This is a genomic window from Myxococcus sp. CA051A, assembly GCF_013336705.1.
Taxonomy (GTDB): domain Bacteria; phylum Myxococcota; class Myxococcia; order Myxococcales; family Myxococcaceae; genus Myxococcus; species Myxococcus llanfairpwllgwyngyllgogerychwyrndrobwllllantysiliogogogochensis.
In genome coordinates, this window is sequence record NZ_JABUMS010000035.1 from 23,970 (window position 1) to 41,479 (window position 17,510).

At 68.9% G+C, this 17,510-nt stretch carries 12 protein-coding genes; 5 read left to right on the top strand and 7 right to left on the bottom strand.

What is annotated here, in order from left to right:
* Positions 1 to 12: 12 nt before the first annotated feature.
* Positions 13 to 960, bottom strand: a complete 948-nt coding sequence (locus HUA74_RS43865) for a DMT family transporter (protein WP_254625531.1) — start codon at positions 958 to 960, stop codon at positions 13 to 15.
* A 60-nt stretch (positions 961 to 1,020) separates the two neighbouring features.
* On the opposite strand from HUA74_RS43865, the gene HUA74_RS43870 reads away from it, so the two are divergent.
* Positions 1,021 to 1,932, top strand: a complete 912-nt coding sequence (locus HUA74_RS43870) for a pseudouridine-5'-phosphate glycosidase (RefSeq protein WP_141649362.1) — start codon at positions 1,021 to 1,023, stop codon at positions 1,930 to 1,932.
* 72 nt (positions 1,933 to 2,004) lie between these two features.
* Here the strand turns inward: HUA74_RS43870 and HUA74_RS43875 are convergent, their stop codons facing one another.
* Positions 2,005 to 2,490, bottom strand: coding sequence for a GAF domain-containing protein (locus HUA74_RS43875; RefSeq protein WP_141649361.1), 486 nt, complete (start codon positions 2,488 to 2,490; stop codon positions 2,005 to 2,007).
* Positions 2,491 to 2,595: 105 nt separating this feature from the next.
* Between HUA74_RS43875 and HUA74_RS43880 the strand changes: the two genes are divergently transcribed.
* On the top strand, positions 2,596 to 3,339 hold the full coding sequence (locus HUA74_RS43880) for an NAD-dependent deacylase (RefSeq protein ID WP_174459329.1): 744 nt from the start codon (positions 2,596 to 2,598) through the stop codon (positions 3,337 to 3,339).
* Between the two features lie 103 nt (positions 3,340 to 3,442).
* On the opposite strand, the gene HUA74_RS43885 is transcribed toward HUA74_RS43880, so the two are convergent.
* Positions 3,443 to 5,005 (bottom strand): protein kinase, encoded by a 1,563-nt coding sequence (locus HUA74_RS43885; protein WP_371817405.1) that lies wholly within the window; start codon positions 5,003 to 5,005, stop codon positions 3,443 to 3,445.
* 255 nt (positions 5,006 to 5,260) lie between these two features.
* On the opposite strand from HUA74_RS43885, the gene HUA74_RS43890 reads away from it, so the two are divergent.
* Positions 5,261 to 7,231 (top strand): ABC-F family ATP-binding cassette domain-containing protein, encoded by a 1,971-nt coding sequence (locus HUA74_RS43890; protein WP_174459331.1) that lies wholly within the window; start codon positions 5,261 to 5,263, stop codon positions 7,229 to 7,231.
* A gap of 72 nt (positions 7,232 to 7,303) precedes the next feature.
* On the opposite strand, the gene HUA74_RS43895 is transcribed toward HUA74_RS43890, so the two are convergent.
* Positions 7,304 to 7,981 (bottom strand): zf-TFIIB domain-containing protein, encoded by a 678-nt coding sequence (locus tag HUA74_RS43895; RefSeq protein WP_174459332.1) that lies wholly within the window; start codon positions 7,979 to 7,981, stop codon positions 7,304 to 7,306.
* Positions 7,982 to 8,008: 27 nt separating this feature from the next.
* Complete coding sequence (locus HUA74_RS43900) at positions 8,009 to 10,246, bottom strand: ATP-binding protein (protein WP_174459333.1); 2,238 nt, start codon at positions 10,244 to 10,246, stop codon at positions 8,009 to 8,011.
* Positions 10,247 to 10,353: 107 nt separating this feature from the next.
* Here HUA74_RS43900 and HUA74_RS43905 point away from each other — a divergent pair, with 107 nt between their 5' ends.
* A complete protein-coding gene (locus HUA74_RS43905) occupies positions 10,354 to 12,792 on the top strand; it encodes a transglycosylase SLT domain-containing protein (RefSeq protein WP_174459334.1) in 2,439 nt (812 codons plus the stop codon).
* A gap of 110 nt (positions 12,793 to 12,902) precedes the next feature.
* Here HUA74_RS43905 and HUA74_RS43910 read toward each other — a convergent pair whose 3' ends face one another.
* Positions 12,903 to 13,106 (bottom strand): cold-shock protein, encoded by a 204-nt coding sequence (locus tag HUA74_RS43910; protein ID WP_174459335.1) that lies wholly within the window; start codon positions 13,104 to 13,106, stop codon positions 12,903 to 12,905.
* A 99-nt stretch (positions 13,107 to 13,205) separates the two neighbouring features.
* The gene (locus HUA74_RS43915) at positions 13,206 to 16,655 is read right to left on the bottom strand and encodes a tandem-95 repeat protein (protein WP_174459336.1); all 3,450 of its coding nucleotides are present in this window, start codon (positions 16,653 to 16,655) and stop codon (positions 13,206 to 13,208) included.
* 200 nt (positions 16,656 to 16,855) lie between these two features.
* Here HUA74_RS43915 and HUA74_RS43920 point away from each other — a divergent pair, with 200 nt between their 5' ends.
* Positions 16,856 to 17,335 (top strand): VOC family protein, encoded by a 480-nt coding sequence (locus tag HUA74_RS43920; RefSeq protein WP_141648574.1) that lies wholly within the window; start codon positions 16,856 to 16,858, stop codon positions 17,333 to 17,335.
* Positions 17,336 to 17,510 lie beyond the last annotated feature (175 nt).

Consider the following 17,510-nt stretch of genomic DNA (forward strand, 5'->3'; position numbering starts at 1 on the left):
CGCTCACCCGTGTCACTTCCCGCGACTGAGCACCACGCCGCCGATGATGAGCGCCGCGCCCAATCCCTGGAGCAGCGTGGGTCTCTCTCCACGAACGCCCCACGCGGTGAGCGCGGCCACGATGGGCACTCCCGTGTTGTAGAGCGACGCGCGTGCGCTGCCCACCTGCTGCACCGTGCGCCCCCAGATGAAGTAGCTGAGCACCAGCGGAATCAGCGCCGAATACACCACGCCCGCCCACGCACTGAAGCCGATGCTCCCCACGTCCAGCGCGAGCACCGCAGGCGCTCCCGCCAGCACCACTCCCGGAGCCCCCGCCAGCATGGTGAGGGCGGTGATGCGCAGCGCCGACACCTCGTTGCCCAGCGAGCGGATGCCCACGGTGTAGATGGCCCAGCAGACGCAGGCCACCAGGATGAGCCCGTCTCCCAGCCGGGTGTCCGTGCCCAGCGACGGGCCACGTGCCGCCACCACCAGCAGCATTCCCATCACCGCCAGCGACATGCCCATCACCAGCGGACGGTTGAGCCGCTCGACTCCCAGCGCCGCGCCCAGGGCCGCCACCAGCACGGGCGTCACCGCCACCAGCATCCCGCTATTGGCCGCCGTCGTGTTCGCCAGTCCCAGGATGAAGCTCAGCTGGTACGCCGTGTTGCCCACCAGTCCGAGCATCCCGAGCTTGAAGAGCACCCGCCACGGCAGCGGCTTCCAACCCTCCACCGCGAGCAGCAACACCGCCATGGCCCCCGCGGCCACCGCGAAACGCACCGACATGAAGGCCAGGGGAGGAATCACCCCCAGGGCCTCCTTCACCACCGTGTAGTTGGTGCCCCAGACAACGACGACACCAAGGATGGCCAGGTCGGAGGCCGAGAAGGCGCGGGGCGGCGCAGCAGGGACACTGGCGGCGGATGTGGACACGTCGCGCGAGGAAATAAGACCCAGCGTCCTTTCGTGCAAGCCGACGTTTCCCCGCCGCTCGGCTTGTCCCCATGCCGCGCCGTGGCTTAAACGCGCGCCATGGACCTACGCTTTTCGGACGAGGTGCGTCGCGCCCTCGACTCGCGGCAGCCCGTCGTCGCCCTGGAGACGAGTGTGGTGGCCCAGGGACTTCCCTATCCGGACAACCTCGCCGCCGCCCGAGCCTGCGAGGAAGCCATTCGTCGCGCCGGTGCCGTGCCCGCCGCCACCGCCGTGGTGGACGGCGTGGTGTGCATCGGCCTGGAGGACGCGGCCCTGCGCCGACTCGCGGAGGGCAAGGAGCCCCTGCTGAAGCTCGGCTCGCGCGACCTGGCCATCGCCGTGGCCACCCGTGCCTCCGGTGGCACCACCGTCAGCGCCACGTGTGAGCTGGCCGCCGCGGCCGGCATCCGTGTCTTCTCCACGGGGGGCATCGGCGGCGTCCACCGGGGCGCCTCGGAGCACTGGGACATCTCCCAGGACATCGCCGCGCTGGCTCGCTTCCCCGTGGCAGTGGTGTGCGCGGGCGCGAAGTCCGTGCTCGACCTTCCCAAGACGATGGAGCTCCTGGAGACCGCGGGCGTGCCCGTCATCGGCGTGGGCACCCGCGAGCTGCCGTCCTTCCACAGTCGTGACTCCGGCATCACGCTGGAGCACAGCGTGAATGACGTGGCCACCGCCGCGCGCATCGCTCGCGCTCGCTTCGAGACGCTGGGGCAGGGTGGGGTGCTCTACACCGTGCCGCCGCCGGAGGAGACCGCGCTGCCTCGCCATGAGGTCGAGCTGCAGATCGCCTCCGCGCTCGCGGAAGCCGAGCGCCAGGGCATCCGGGGCAAGGACGTGACGCCCTTCCTGCTGCGCGAGCTGGGCCAGCGCACGGGCGGCAAGACGCTCAAGGCCAACCTCGCGCTCCTCGTGAACAACGCCCGCTTCGCCGGTCAGCTCGCCGTGGCCTACGCACGCGGCGACTGAACCTGCTCCCTGGGGCGCGGGCGCTGTCTTCCCGCCGCGCCCTCGGGGGCCTTCGATGGATGCGCGGCGCGGCTACTGCTGGAACCAGCGCATCATCGTCTCGAGCTGCTGGCGGTCCACCTCGTCGAAGGTGGACTTGCTCGCGGAGTCGATGTCCAGCACCGCGAGCAGCTCGCGATTCTTCCCGTACACCGGCACCACGATTTCCGACGCGGAGCGCGCGTCGCAGGCGATGTGCCCCGGGAAGGCGTGCACGTCCGCCACCACCTGAGTCTCGCCCTTCGCCGCGGCGGCGCCGCAGACGCCCTGGCCGAACTTGATTTCCAGGCAGCCCAGTGTGCCCTGATAGGGGCCCACCCGGAGCAACTTCCCGGGAGTCACCACCCGGTAGAAGCCCGTCCACAGGTGGCCAAAGGCGTGGTGAATCAGGCAGCTCATCGTCGCCATGCCCGCGATGGGGTCGTCGATGCCGGCGAGCGCTGCTTGAACGTGCTGCTGCAGTTCCTCGTAGGCCTGCGCCTTGGGAGCCGCGCGCAGGTCCAGGGTGATTTCCGCCATGATGGGGTCCTCGAGCCAGGTCTCCGCACCCGCCCGTCAGGGCCCGGCGCGGTCATCGTCGTCCCACGCTTCATATCCTGAATCCCACGCCGCACAGGAGGCACCGTGGAAACGCTCCTTCTCGATTCGAATACCTGGCTGCTGGTCCTCACCGGCGCGGGCGTCTCCGCCGAGAGCGGAGTCCCGACCTTCCGAGGAATGAACGGGCTCTGGGAGGACCAGCCCGTGGAGCAGGTGGCCTCGCCCGAGGGCTTCGCGAAGGATCCGCTGCGGGTGTGGCGCTTCTACTCCCAGCGGCGAGCAGGGGCCGCGGGCGTCTCGCCCAACCCCGGCCATGACGCGCTGGTTTCCTGGGAGCGTCACCTGGGCGACCGCTTCCTCCTGGCCACGCAGAACGTGGATGGGCTGCACTCACGTGCGGGCAGCCAGCGCGTGGTGGAGATGCACGGCAACCTCTTCAAGACGCGCTGTAGCAACGACGAGTGCAAGCGCGCCCCCTTCGAGGACACCACCGTGTACGCAGCGGGCACGGTGCCCGGGTGCAAGGACTGCGGCAGCCTGCTGCGGCCCCACATCGTCTGGTTCGGCGAGTACCTGGACCCCGCGGACCTGGAGCGCATCCAAGACTTCTCGCTGCGCGCCGCCAGCTCCGGCGGGCGCTTCGTCTTCCTGGCCGCGGGCACCTCCGGCGCCGTCTACCCGGCTGCGGGCATGGTCGATCAGGTGCGCGGTGCGGGCGGGGAGACGTGGCTCGTCAACCTGGACCCCGCGGAGAACTCCCGTCGCTTCGAGCACTCCGTCCAGGGCAAGAGCGGTGAGGTGCTCCCGAAGCTGGGGCGACTCGTCTGAGTCCGCCGCATGGCGAGCACCGCGCTCCCGGGCAGCACGCCCGTGCCTGGGACGCGAGCCCCGCCGCATGACGGCTCCCGGTGCGCACGGGAGCCGGCGGGCGCTACTCGAAGACGTTGATATCCTGCCCGGTGTTGGCGGGCCGAGGCGCTTTCGGCTTGGGCGGCGTCGCGGCGCGGATGGGCTCCAGCGTCACGTCCACCGTCTGGCTGTCTCCGGCGACGCGGCTGAAGTTGAGCGAGCGCTCCTCGGACTTGTGGTTCGCGAGGCGGAAGCTCAGCTGGTGGGACTTTTCTCGCGGCAGCATGAGCTCGATGGGCGTGGTGCCGATCTGCTCCTCGCCCTCGTAGATGGCGGCCCCGGACGGCGTCGAGTTGAACTTCACCCGAAGCGCCTGCGGTGTGGCATCGACCGGAGTCGTGGCACCCGAGGGACTCGTCGGCCTGTCCCGAGGGACTTCGACGACCTGGGTTGCCGGCTGCTTGGAGCCGCCCTGGCCTCCTCCCAGCACCACCGCCGCGCCGATGCCGAGCAGCACCAGCGGCACCGCGACGAACGCGACCTTCTTGCCCGTGGACATGCCCTCCGGCTCGGGAGGGGGAGGCGGCGGGGTGGCCGCGGCCCGGCCCAGGGGTGGACGGACGCGGCTGGGTGACGAGCCACTTCCGCCCGGCGCTCCCGCCTGGCTGCGCGCGATGACGACGTTGGAAGGCGTGGAGCCACGACCCGGTGACGCGCCGACGCGCGAGGAGCGCACGCCACTGCCGCTGCCGGCACCCGGACGTCCCGCGCGACTGCCGCTGGCCCGGCTGCCGCTGCCGCGCTCGTTGACGCCGGAGCTGGAGCCGCCGCTGGGCATCGCGTCGAACTGCTCGGCGCTGACGTCCTCCACCGACTCCATCATCGCGTCGATGAGCTCCTGCGCGCTCTGGTAGCGGTCCTCCTTCTCGGGGGACAGAGCCTTGCGGAAGAAGGCGTCCAGCGCGGCGGGGACCGGGGCGCCCTGGCGCTTGGAGTTGACCGCGGGCACCTGCTGCGTGAGCGACGCGGTGAGCGCCTTGCGCACGGTGTTCGCGCCGAACGGCGAGCTGCCCGTGAGGCAGAAGTAGAGCACGCCCGCCATGGAGTACAGGTCGGAGCGCTGGTCCACGGCCTCGCCACCGGCCTGCTCCGGAGGCATGTACTGCGGCGTGCCCAGCACCTGACCAGTGGAGGTGAGCTGCTCCTCCTCCTCGGCCTCGAGCGCCTTGACCAGACCGAAGTCCAGCACCTTGACGAAGTCCCGCCCGCCCAGGTCCTGCACCATGATGTTGTGCGGCTTCAGGTCGCGGTGGACGCAACCTTCCTGGTGCGCGTGGGCGAGGCCCTGGGTGGCCTGCTCGATGAGGCTGGTGGCGCGGCGCAGGGACATGGGCCCCTCGCGCTTCACCACTTCCTTGAGGCTTTCGCCCTGGAGCAGCTCCATCACGTAGTAGCAGGTGCCGTCGGGGGCGCGGCCGAAGTCGAAGATGGTGATGACGTTCGGGTGGCGCAGGCGGCTGGCGATCTCCGCCTCTCGTCGGAAGCGCTCGAAGAACTGGGGCGCGGCGGCGAGCGACGGGTTGAGCGTCTTCACCGCGACGGGGCGCTGCACCGAGGTCTGCGTGGCGCGGAACACCATGCCCATGCCGCCCTGGCCGAGCACGCTCTCAATCTTGTAGCGGCCATCGAGCACCTGGCCGATGAGCTGGAGGCTCTGGCCTGAGCAGAGGTGGTCGACGCCGTCGGTGCTTCCGCAATGGGGACAGGGGGCAGCCATGTGGGGCCGGAGTATAGGCAGGCCCCGGGCAGGTCCGGAAAGGGGACGTTGGCCCCCACGGTCTCCAGACAGGCATCTGAGCCATTTCCCGAGGAGCCCAGGGCTGTTACATCCCCGGCCGCCATGAGCCTCGTCATCGCCCAGGACCTCAGCCTCTCCTATGGAAAGAAGGTCCTCTTCGACAGCGACAGCTTCACCCTCGGCCCCAAGGACCGTGTAGGCCTCGTCGGGGCCAACGGGACGGGGAAGAGCACCCTGATGAAAATCCTGGCGGGGGTCGCCCAGCCGGATTCAGGGGCCCTGACCTACCGTCGCCGGGCCCGCTGGGGGTATCTGCCCCAGGAAATCGCCGGGCTGCCGGAGGGCACGGTGGTGGAGGCGGTGATGAGCACCGTCCCGGGGCGCGACACCCTGGAGACCCGCCTCAAGGAGACCGAGGAGTCGCTCTCGGCGGCCACGGACGAGGAGGACCAGCTGGAGCTGGCCCAGTCCCTGGCGGACCTGCACGCGGAGCTGGACGACTTCGAGAACCGCTTCGGCCGGCACCACGCCGAGCGCATCCTCAAGGGCCTGGGCTTCAAGGACAACGACCTGGCCAAGCCCACCTCGGCCCTGTCGGGTGGCTGGCGGATGCGCGCGGCGCTGGCGGGACTGCTGCTCCAGGACCCTGACCTGTTGCTCCTCGACGAGCCGACCAACCACCTGGATGTCCCCACGCTCGCGTGGTTCGACGGCTTCCTGCGCCGCTCCAGCAAGGCGCTGGTGCTCATCTCCCACGACCGGGACTTCCTCAACCGGCAGATCAACCGCGTGGTGTCGCTGGAGCTCGAAGGCGTGCGCGAGTACGCCGGCAACTACGACGACTACAAGCGCCTGCGCGCCGAGGAGAAGGTGCTGCTCCAGGCCCGGGCGGAAAAGGTGGAGAACCGGCGCGCGGAGCTGCAGGGCTTCATCGACCGCTTCGGCGCGAAGGCCACCAAGGCCAAGCAGGCGCAGAGCCGCGCGAAGATGTTGGAGAAGCTGGAGAAGGTCCAGGTCCTGGAGGAGCGCTCCACGATGAAGTTCCGCTTCCCGGAAGTGGACCGGAGCGGACGCGACGTGGTGACGCTGGAAGGCATCACCAAGCGCTATGGCGCGCAGACCGTGTACGACGGCCTTTCGGGCCGGGTGGAGCGCGGCCAGCGCATCGCCGTGGTGGGTGCCAACGGCGCGGGCAAGACGACTCTTCTGCGGATGGTGGCGGGGGAGCTGGTGCCGGACTCGGGCACGGTGACCATCGGGCACAACGTGGTGGTGGGCTATTACGCGCAGCACCACGCGGACAAGCTGGACCGACAGAACACCATCATCGAGGAAGTGCGCCCGCTCGCGGCGGACAAGCCGGAGAGCTACGTGCGCGGCGTGCTCGGCGCCTTCCTCTTCAGCGGCGATGACGTGGAGAAGCCCATTGGCGTGCTCAGCGGTGGTGAGCGGGCTCGCGTGGCGCTGGCCAAGCTGCTGCTGGTGCCCTCCAACTTCCTGCTGATGGACGAGCCCACCAACCACCTGGACCTGGACTCGGCGGAGATGCTGATTGAAGCGCTGAAGCTGTACGGCGGCACGCTGCTGTTCGTCAGCCACAGCCGCAGCTTCATCAACGGGTTGTGCACCCAGGTCTGGGAGGTGGCGGACGGGAAGCTGACGCCACACCCGGGCAACCTGGACGACTACCTGTACCACCAGGAGCAGCAGCGACTGAAGGCGGAGGCCGCGGCGGGTGGCGCGAGCGCGGCCCGGGGCGACACTGCGTCCTCCGTGGCGATGACGGAGAAGGAGCGCAAGCGGCAGGAGGCCGAGGCGCGTCAGCGGCGCAGCGTGGTGGAGGGTCCGCTCAAGAAGGAGATCTCCAAGCTGGAGGAGCAGATCGCCAAGGTGGAGGCCGCGCAGAAGGAGCGCGAGGCGCAGCTCGCCGACCCCGTCCTCTACAACGACTTCGCTCGCGCCAAGCCGCTCATGGACGCGCACCGCGAGGGCAAGGACACGCTGGAAGACCTCTATGCGCGGTGGGAAGCCACGCAGGAGAAGCTGGCGCAGGCGACCGCGACCTTGAACTGAGGCGCGGTCCTCCGCCAGGCGCGCAGGGGGCCGCTCTCCTGTGAGCGCGGGCCTCCGGCTCGTCTCGGCTCACTACCCGAAGACGCGCCTGAACAGCCACAGCAGCGCGGGGCCGGTGGTGTCCCCCGTGTAACCCGCGGCCATGTTCCCGGTGTAGCCGGACAAAAGCGGGGTGCTCATCTCGGAGGAGGGCTCCGCCTTCGTCAGCTCCTCCGTGAAGGGCGCGGAGCCCTCGGGCGCGCAGCTTCCGCAGTACAGGGCTTCTTCCCAGACGAAGCCGTAGCGTGGCTTCACCTCGCGCTTGCACTCCGCGCACGCAGTCGCTCGCCCCAGCTTGAGCGTGGGCCGCATGTCCAGCGGCGAGTCGCGATACTGCGCCGCCGCTTGCTGGAGCTGTTGCAGCTCGCCGGGGTCCAACGCCACGCCCGCGCAGTCCGAGCACACCTCCACCGTGACGCCCAGCACCTGCACGACGGGCAGCGGCGCATGCCCGCACCGGGGACAGCTGGGCGCGGGTGTTCCACAGCTGGGACATTCGGGGACGTACTGGACCTTCGCCTGACAGCCTTTGCACACGCCCGGGTGTCCCTTCGCGCGCCGCACCAGCGCGTCCGACACCGAGCCTCCCATCACCTTCGTCAGCGCCTCACCCTCGAACCAGACGGAGCCGCAGTGGCCACACTCCTCGCGGGGCAAGCCTCCCAGGAAGGTGGGCCGCATCGTCTCGTGGCAGAAGGGGCAGGCGCTCATGGCCAGACAGCCTAGCGCCAATCCCACTCAGCTTGCTCGGCGCCGCCGCTTGGGCCGGGGCTCCGGGGTCGACGGGGCAGGGGGCTCTCGCAGCTCCTCCGGCATGGGGAACGACTGGGAGATGCGCGTCGCGGGCGGCGGGGTGCCCGTGCCCTCCGCGACGAGCCCCTCCGCGGGCTTCTCCGCAGGCAGCGCGGGCAGACGGATGATGAACGTGGTGCCCTCGCTCGCCTTGCTCTGCACCGAAATGCTGCCGCCGTGGTTCTTCACGATGCGCTGGCAGATGGCGAGCCCCAGCCCCGTGCCCTTCTGCTTCGTCGTGAAGAAGGGCACGAAGATGTGCGGCTGCTGGTCCGATGGAATGCCCGGGCCGTTGTCGGACACGCGCACCTCCAGCACCTCGCCCCCCGCGTTTCGGAACTCGCCGAAGCGCTCCGGCTTCTCCGTGCGCACGGTGATTCGACCCTCGCGCGTGTCCAGCGCCTGCACCGCGTTCTGCACCAGGTTGATGAGCACCTGCTTGAGCTGCTCGGCGTCTCCATCCGCTCGGGGCAGGAGCAGGTCCAACTCCACCGCGAGCTGGACGTTCGCCGGCACGTCGTTCTGGATGAGCCGCATCGTCCGCGTCACGACTTCGTTCAAGTCGGTGGGCCCGAAGCTCTGCTTCATCGGCCGCGCGTAGTCGAGGAACGCCGTCACCACGCCGTTGAGCCGGTTGACCTCCTCGACGATGACCTCCAGGAACTCGCCGTCTTCACCCGGCAGCCGCATGGGGTCCAGACACTGCGCCGCGCCCTTGATGGCCCCCAGCGGATTGCGAATCTCGTGCGCGAGGCCGGCCGCCATCTCTCCCAGCGCCGCCAGTCGATCTCTCTCTCGAATCTTCTCGTACAGCTTCGAGTTCTCCAGCACCGTCGCCAGCTTCTCCGCCACCTCCAGGATGAGGGCAATCTCATCGGACGCGTACGCCTCCGGCACCCGCTCGTCCCAGAGATTCAGGAAGCCGATGACCCGGTCATTGCCCACCATCGGCACGCTGATGCCAGCCTTCATCTGCACCAGCGCCGCGCGCGTGTCGTTCAGCCGCTTGAGCTCGTCGCGGTAGCGCCGTCCCTCCACCGACTGGAGTCGCATCGTCGCGCCACGCCGCTCCACGTTCTCCAGCAGCACCGCCTTCTGCCCGCTGGCCACCGCGAACAACAGGCCTCGCGCCGCCGCCGTGTCCAGGAACGACACCGGCAACGGCCCCCGCGAATCCAGCAGCCGATACCCCGGCCGGTCCTCCGCGAGCAGATACACCGACGCGTGCGTCACGCGGCCCGTCTCGTGGAGCGTGTCGAGCACCAGTCGCGCCAGCTCGGAGATGTCGATGACGTTCGCCATCCGCGCCCGCAACATCCCCAGCGCGTCCAGCAACGCGAAGCGCTCGCGGAAGAAGATGCGCACCACCATCTCCTCCACCTTCGTGCGCAGCGGGTCCAACAGGATGAGGATGACGAACGCCGCCACCACCGTGTTGAAGACGAACAGCCCCGTGTCCTCGTCCACCCACGCCGTCAGCACGGTGAAGACAGCCGCGAGGATGACCGCCAGCACCGTCTGCGAGGCGATCTTCCCCAACAGCTCATGCAGGTCCATCAGCCGCAACCGCAACAGCGTCTGCGCGAGGAAGAACAGGTACAGCGTGGTGAAGACGGGCCCGAGCGTCGGCAGCGGAATGACGGTGCCCAGGAAGTCGAGCGCCGAGAACAGGATGCCCGCCGCCGCGCCGATGGCGAGGTACATCAGCCTCAGTTGCTCGATGCGGGACTCGTTGGTCCGGACCCGGTGGAGCAGCAACGACACCGAAGCGAGCAGGGAGCCGAGCACCCAGACGCCCATGGCCACGCGAGCCCACACCTTGTCGGCCAGGGGGGTGACGGCCACGGCCAGGCCCAGGAAGACCGACAGGAGGGCGAGCCGGCGGCCGACCTGGTGTGTTCCCTTGCTGACATCCAAGAACTCGAGGAAGAAGCCCACGGCCGCGCCTGGGACGAGCGAGGCGACGAGCACGGTGATGCCCAGGGTGATGCGTGCCGCCCAGGGGTAGGTCGCCGCGGGAAAGAGGCTGTGGAAGAAGAACGAGAGGTAGTACCCGGCCACCGTCAGGGCGAAGACGGAGTACAGGGTGAGGACCTTCGGCCGGGCCGGGCGCAACAACATGGACACGCCCAGGGCCAGGCCGATGATGGATGCCAGCAGAGCGCTCTGAGTCCGGATGTCCATGGGCGTGCGGACAGTCTAACCTGTGTCCACCTCCGGAAATTTTCCATGCACTCCCGGTTGTCATGGGGCGAGCCCGCGCCCACCTCCCAGGGTCCCCAGCCCCGCGTATGAAGCCCTTCCTGCCCAAGCTCGCCGTCGTCGCCTCCGCGCTCCTCTTGTCCGCGCAGGCTCCCGCACCCCAGGTCTCCACCCCCGCCGAGACGGAGGCCGCGCCGGCTCCCGCCCCCCAGGCGTCGAGCCCCATCGTGACGGAGGCCCCCTCGTCCCATACGGAGAACGCCCCTTCCGAGGCCCAGCTCTCTCCGCGTCCGGACGCGGAGAAGACGCAGCTGCCCGAGGGCTTCGTGGAGGTCCTCAACCCGGCCTTCCCCAACGCCGCGCCCCCCGCGCCCGTCGTCCACCGGGGCCGCCGCTATGCCCTGGAGGACCTGGCGCCGTACTTCGGCGAGGGCAAGAAGCAGGAGGCCCGGGCGGCCTTCGACAAGGGCCAGTACAGCCGAGCCCGCGAGCTGCTGAAGGACGAGGGCACCACGCCTCCGGTGCGCTACCTGCGCGCGCTGGCCGCGCTGCGCTCTGGAGACGAGGAGACCGCCGCGAAGGAGCTGGCCGCGCTGGCGCCGGACTACCCCGCGCTCCAAGACCGGTGCCTCACGCACGCGGGCGTGGCGCTGGAGGGACTGCGCCGCTTCGACGAGGCCGCCGTGCTGCTGGCCCAGGTGTCACCAGAGTCCCGGCTGTACGTGGACGCCCGGCTGGCGCTGTCGCGGGTGCTGCGCAAGAAGAAGGACGCGGCGGGGGCCATGGCCGCGCTGGAGCCGCTCACGTCGCGTGCCGCGCCCAGCTGGGGGCGCAACGTGGGCGCCGAGGCGCTGATGGCCATCGCCGACATCGCCGCGGAGAAGAAGGACCGCGCCGCCGAGCGCGCCGCGCTGTGGCGCCTGTGGGGCGCGCATCCGCTGTCCGCGCTGGCGATGCAGGCGGAGAAGCGCCTCAAGGGACAGGCGTCGCCGGTGGAGGCCAAGGTCGCTCGCGGTGAAGCGCTGGTGGAGCTGCACCGCAACAAGCAGGGCCTGACGCAACTGGAGCCCATGCTTGCGCAGTTGAAGCTGCCGGAGCCGCTCGCGTGCCGTGCGCACTTCGCCTACGGCAAGGGCATGCGCAAGGAGCGCCAGCACACGCGCGCCATCCAGATTTTGTCGCAGGTCGTGGAGAAGTGTGAGGACCGGGACCTGCTGGCGCGGGCGCTGTATGTGCTGGGCTCGTCGCGCTCGATTGTCGACTCGGCGCGCGGGACGGACACGTACGAGCGACTGGCGCGCGAGTTCCCGGACCACAGCTTCGCGGACGACGCGTTGTTCTACGCGGCGGACCTGTACGTGAAGACGGACCGCCCCAAGGAGGCGATGGCTCGGCTGGACGAGCTGGCGCGGCTGTATCCGCAGGGGGACTTCCTGGGCGAGGCGCTGTTCAAGGCGTATTGGATCGCACGCACCAGCAAGGTGGAGGACGCGGGCCTGTCCTTCCTGGACCGCATCGAGCAGCGCTTCGCGCAGGCGGACGAGAGCTACGACGTGGAGCGCGCGCGGTACTGGCGGGCGCGCACGTTCCAGGACCAGGGCAACATCCAGGGCGCGGCGGAGCTGTTCGAGAAGATCGCGGTGGAGCACCCCGCGACCTACTACGGGCTGATGGCGCGCTCGCAGTTGTCCACGGTGGACCCGGCGCGGCTGGAGCGCATCTCCCCGGACATCTTCGCGGTGCCCGACGCGGCCAGTCCGTGGCCGTTGTTCGCGGGGCCGGTGGGCGAGGACCCGCACTTCCGCGCGGGCATCGAGTTGCTGCGGCTCGGGTTCCCGGAGGCCGTGTCATCGGAGCTGCTCGCGGTGAGCCGGACGAACCAGCCCGCGGAGGCCATCCGCCTGCTGGTGCTGGTGCTGCACGAGGCCGGTGACGAGCGCGCCGCGCACGCGGTGGCCCGGCTGGCGCTGCGCAAGGACTTGAGCGGCCGCATCACCCGCGAGACGCGCGTGGTGTGGGAAGTCGCGTATCCCAACGCGTTCCGCGAGCTCATCGAGAAGCACACGGCCGTGTCGGGCGTGGAGGCGGATCTGCTCCAGGCGCTGATGCGCGAGGAGAGCGCGTTGGATCCGAAGGCGCTGTCCTGGGCCGGAGCGCTGGGCCTCACCCAGCTCATGCCGTCCACCGCGAAGGGAGTGGCGAGGGAGCTGAAGCTCAAGCGATTCACGGTGGAGCAGCTACTCCAGCCGGACCTCAACATCCGCATGGGGGCGCACTACCTGGGCGGACTGCTCAAGAAGTTCGGCGGACACACGCCGTACGCGGTGGGCAGCTACAACGCCGGCCCGGGCGCGGTGAACCGCTGGCGTTCGGACAAGCCGGACCTGCCGCTGGATGCGTGGGTGGAGGAGATCCCCATCTCCGAGACGCGCGGCTACATCAAGCGCGTGCTGCGCTCGTACAACACCTACCAGCTCCTCTACGGCCGGGCGCCCAAGCTGCCTGTCATCAAGAGCGCCGCGCGCTGAGCGGTGGCCGGGAAGCCACCTTCGAGCGCGGGAGGACGGCCTGCGAGCAGCCGAGGGCAGGACTGTTCCCCCGGCCATGGATCGGCTTCCTCCGTTGAGGCACGTCCTCCCTAAATCGGCCGGATGTTCTGCGCGTTCAGCCCCTTGGGCCCCTTCGTCACCTCGAATTCGACCCGCTGGTTCTCCTGGAGAGACCTGAAGCCGTCCGCGTTGATGGCGGAGTGATGTGCGAACACGTCCTCGCCTCCGTCATCCGGGGTGATGAAGCCAAAACCCTTGGCATCGTTGAACCACTTCACGATTCCCGTCTTCATACTGCCGTCCTCGTGTGCCACGCCTGGGGATGTCCAGGTGATTGGTAATGAAATAGGGATGGGCGGGAAGGATTGCCCCAGCCCTGGAGCAGGGCGTGCTCAGGCTCGCATGCTCTGCTGGGGACGGTTCACGATGAACTTCGAGCAGCGGACGCGCGGTTGCCGCCGTGCAAGCAGGCACAGGGCGACGAGTGCCAGCAGCAACGGCGTCACGGAGCCTGGAGCGGCGCCGCAGCCGAGAGCCCCCAGCCGGGGCTCTGAGTCGATGGAATAAGTCGCGGACTTCTCCACCTGGATGCGCACCGTCCCTGTCGAAGCCAGTCCCGCGCCGTCGGTGACGGTGAAGACGAGTGACACCTCTCCCTCGAAGTCAGGCGCCGCCTCGTACGTCATCGAGGGCGCCTTGCCGGACAGCTCGCCTGAAGCGGGGCGCGCGCTCACCGAGTAGGTCAGTGCGTCCTGGTCCGCATCCCGGGCATCGAGTACCACCGCGCGTCGCTCGCCAGCCTTCATCGTGAGCCGCGCGTTGCTCGCGATGGGGGCATGATTCACGGGCGTGATGTGCAGCGTCACCGTCGCGAAGGTGGTGTACTCCCCATCGCTGACCGCGAACGTGAAGGAGTCCTCGCGCGATGCGCCCGCCCTGGGCCGGTACACGACATGGGGCAACGTGCCCGTGAGTTCTCCCTGCGACGGGCCTTCGCTCAACTCGAAGGTGATGATGTCTCCGTCCACGTCGCGGCCTTCCAGCTCCAATTCAACCGGTCCCTCCGCGGACACGGTGACCTCGCGGGACATGGCCACGGGGGCGTCGTTGACGGGTTTGACGGAGAGGAGCACCTGGGCGGAGGTCGACTCGGTCACCCCATCACTCACGCGAAACGTGAGGTAGTCCTCGCCGTGGAAGTCGGGGTGGGGCGTATAGACGAGGTTGGGGGTCGTGCCCGAGAGCCGGCCGTGGCGGGGCAGCTCCACCAGCGAGTACTTCAGCGTGTCGTTGTCAGCAGCCAGGCTCTCCAGAATGAGCTCGACGGAGGCGTCCTCCGTGAGCACTTCCGAGCGATCAAACGCCATGGGGTCGATCTGCTCGGATTGCGGGAACCACATCCCCGGCTGCCCATGCTCATCCTCGAGGCCGCTCGTCACATAGACATAGCCTTCCTCTCCCTGGATGTCCGCAGGGGGCGTATCGGTGACGATGTTCACGAGGTCGTCGTCGGCCACGTCCTGTGCCGGATATTCGATGGCGACCTCGGGATCTGACGGGTGCGGGATGCACACCTTGGCGTTGGAGTCTCCGGATGGCCCTCGTGCCGGAGCCACGGCGAGGGGCGCGGCGTCGTAGTCCACCATGCGCGCGTGGACGCGGAGCGCGGCGTAGGGCGGTCCGACGAAGCGCTGGTAGGCGAGCAGGAAGCGGTTGGCCCCGACGGACGCCGCGCTCGGGAGTTGATACTCGAGCGCCAGCGTGCCCAACTCGACGGGGGTATCGACCGTCCCGCTCGCTGAGTCGATCCTCGCGCCGAGCAACAGATTCGCCGTACTGTCGCCCGGCGCGGGCGAGAGCCAGTACACGAGTGTAGAGGTGCCGGTCGACGCCACCTGGGCCTGCCCCCAGAATGGCACCTCCTGCCCTGGTGACGAGAGCAGCCAGGGCTCCGGGTCCACCACCATTCCCTCTGTGTCCACGCGGAGCGCGCGGATGTTTCCTCCCTCCGTCCACGCGATGACGTGGTTCGTCCCGTCGAAGGTGATGGATGGCTTTTCGGGCGTCAGCTCGCTCTTCCGAACCAGGATGCGGCCCGGCGCGAGGACGGTGCCGGCCCTGCTCACACGGACCGCCTCCAGTCGTCGGAGCACGCCGCTGCTGGAGGGACGGACCTCCCAGACGACGAGGAAGTTCGTTCCGTCGAACGAGACCGCCGGGTAGGACTCCGGGTCCCCACCGCCCAGGTCGATGCCCAGTGGATCGAGCACGACATCCGTGGGGCTCACGCGCGCTCCCCGGGCGATATCTCCGAAGCCAGACGACACCGGCGGCTCATCCCAGACGGCGAAGCAATCACCCCCACCACAGGCGAGTCGGGGTGCGTCGAGGAAGGACCGATGGGCGTGGATGGGGAACTCGCGTCGCACGGGGACTCCGCTCGCGGAGATGCGGCAGCCATGGAGTCTGGGTGTCTCGATGCCCGTTCGGGTGTCGCGCCACACGACCAGGTAGTTCGTCCCATCAAAGGCGACGGCGGGGTCACCCTGATCGCCGGCCGTCTGGGAGATGACAGAACCTCCCGGCGTCAGCTCGACGCCCTCCACGCTCAGCAGGGTGCCGTAGAGGTCCGTCCCCTGGGGAAACGGGCGCTGCTCCATCCAGACCAGCAGGGTGCGAGTGCCATCCGAGGCCACCGCGGGCTCCTCCTGGCGGTTGGCGGACGTGCTGACCAACAGGCTCTCGGCGAGCACCGTGCCCGTGTTGCTCACCCGCGTCGCACGGATGTCCTCCTTGTCTTCGCCCTTCCCCCCATACCAGGTGATGAAGAACTCAGTCCCCGTTGACGCCATCCCACTGGGAGACGCAGTGAAGTTCCTGCGGTTCGCTACGAGCACCCGTCCGTTGGGATCCAGCACACCCCCGGAGGTCGTGATGCGCGCGCCATGGATGCCGCCGTAGCGCACGCCATCGACGTATCGCATGTCATGCCATGCGACCAGGAAGTGCGTGCCATTGAAGGCCACGCTGGCCATGGATTGATGCGCGAAGTTCGTGTGGATGATGAAGGTCCCCAGGACGATGCCCTCGGGGCTCACCCGTGCCCCAAGAATGTCCCGATTGAAGTCGAGCGGATTGCCGCGCGTGGAGACGACGAGGAAGTGGGTGCCACCCCAGGAGACCGTCGGCTCCCTGCCTTCACCCAGCTCCAGGCCCATGATGTCGAGCACGTCGCCCGAGGACGAGAGCCGTGTCCCTCGGAGCGTGGGGCCCAGGTCGGGGGCGTATTCGCTCCAGGTGACCAGGTACCGGCTGCCCGAGAACGCCACGGTGGGCTTCCCATACACGCTTCCCGGGTCTGCACTGGCGAGTCGTCTGGGTGAGGGCTCCACCAGTTGGCCCTCCGACGTGACATGCGCACCCAGGATGAGGTCACCTGCTTCACCCGGCCGCGTCGCATGCCAGACGACGAAGAAGTTCGTCCCCTCGAAGAGCACATGAGGGGTGGTGCTCGTGTCCGCGATGGGGCTGATGAGGACTCCCACCGGGTCCAGCATCTCTCCCGTCGGACTCACGCGGGCCGCGTAGATGCGCCCGCTTGAGCCGCCGTGCCGGTAGTCGGTCCACACCACCAGGTGGTGCGTTCCATTCCAGGCCACGGCTCCGTCGAACTGGTGGTCGCTCGCGGGGCCCATCGTCACGGCGCCGACCAGGGTTTCGAAGGAGAGCCCTGGTGCGAGGAATGCCGGGCGGGAGTCCGCCCACGCGGGCGTCACGGCCGCGATGCAGAGAAACACGGCGAGGCAGGCGAAGCCTCGCGGGCTCATTCGAAGAGACGACATGTGGACCTCGGGGAGCGCGGAGTCGGGACCGGCGAGCCGCCAGTGGATCGGCGGCGGGCAGGGACAGCAGACTCCCTGAGGCGTGATTCCCGCATCACGGAACCATCAGGGGTTCCTCACACGTGGTGCATTTCTTCCAATCCCCCCGCGTGCCGGATGGGCAGACTGTGGATATCCACCCTTGAACCAGGAGGTTCGTGATGAAGCCAGACACCACGGTTGCCATGAAGAAGGACGTGTCCCCGCAGCCTCGGTTGGGCATCCAGCTCGTGATGAAGAACGCGACCGCCGCGCTCACGTTCTATTCCCAGGTCTTCGGCGCCGAGGAGCGGATGCGGCTGGTGGAGCCCTCCGGTCGCCTGGGCCATGCCGAGATGCTCCTGGGCGGAGTGGTGCTGTCCATCGCGGATGAGTATCCGGAGTACGGAATCGTCGGGCCGCAGAGTCGGGGAGGGGCGACGAGCCTGCTCAACCTCTCGGTCGACGACGTGGACGCCATGGCCCAACGGGCCATCGCCGCCGGAGCCGTGCTGGAGCGTCCCATCAAGGACGAGTTCTACGGCGACCGCGTGGCCCACATCCAGGACCCGTTCGGCCACCGCTGGTCGCTCTCCATGCGCATCGAAGAGGTGTCTCCGGAGGAGATGCAGCGGCGCTTCCTGAAGATGGTGGGAGGCTGAGCGGCCCGCGCGGGCGTTCGAACCGGCCCGCGCGGCCAGTTCGTCCCGCTAAACCCCTTCAGGGAAGTCGGGTTAGGGGCTGAGGGTTATGCCATGGAGGGGGGCGTCCATGGCGTGGCAGCCAAAGCACTGGACAGTGCAGCAGCTTGAGGAGCGGCGGCTTGCGGCCGGGAAA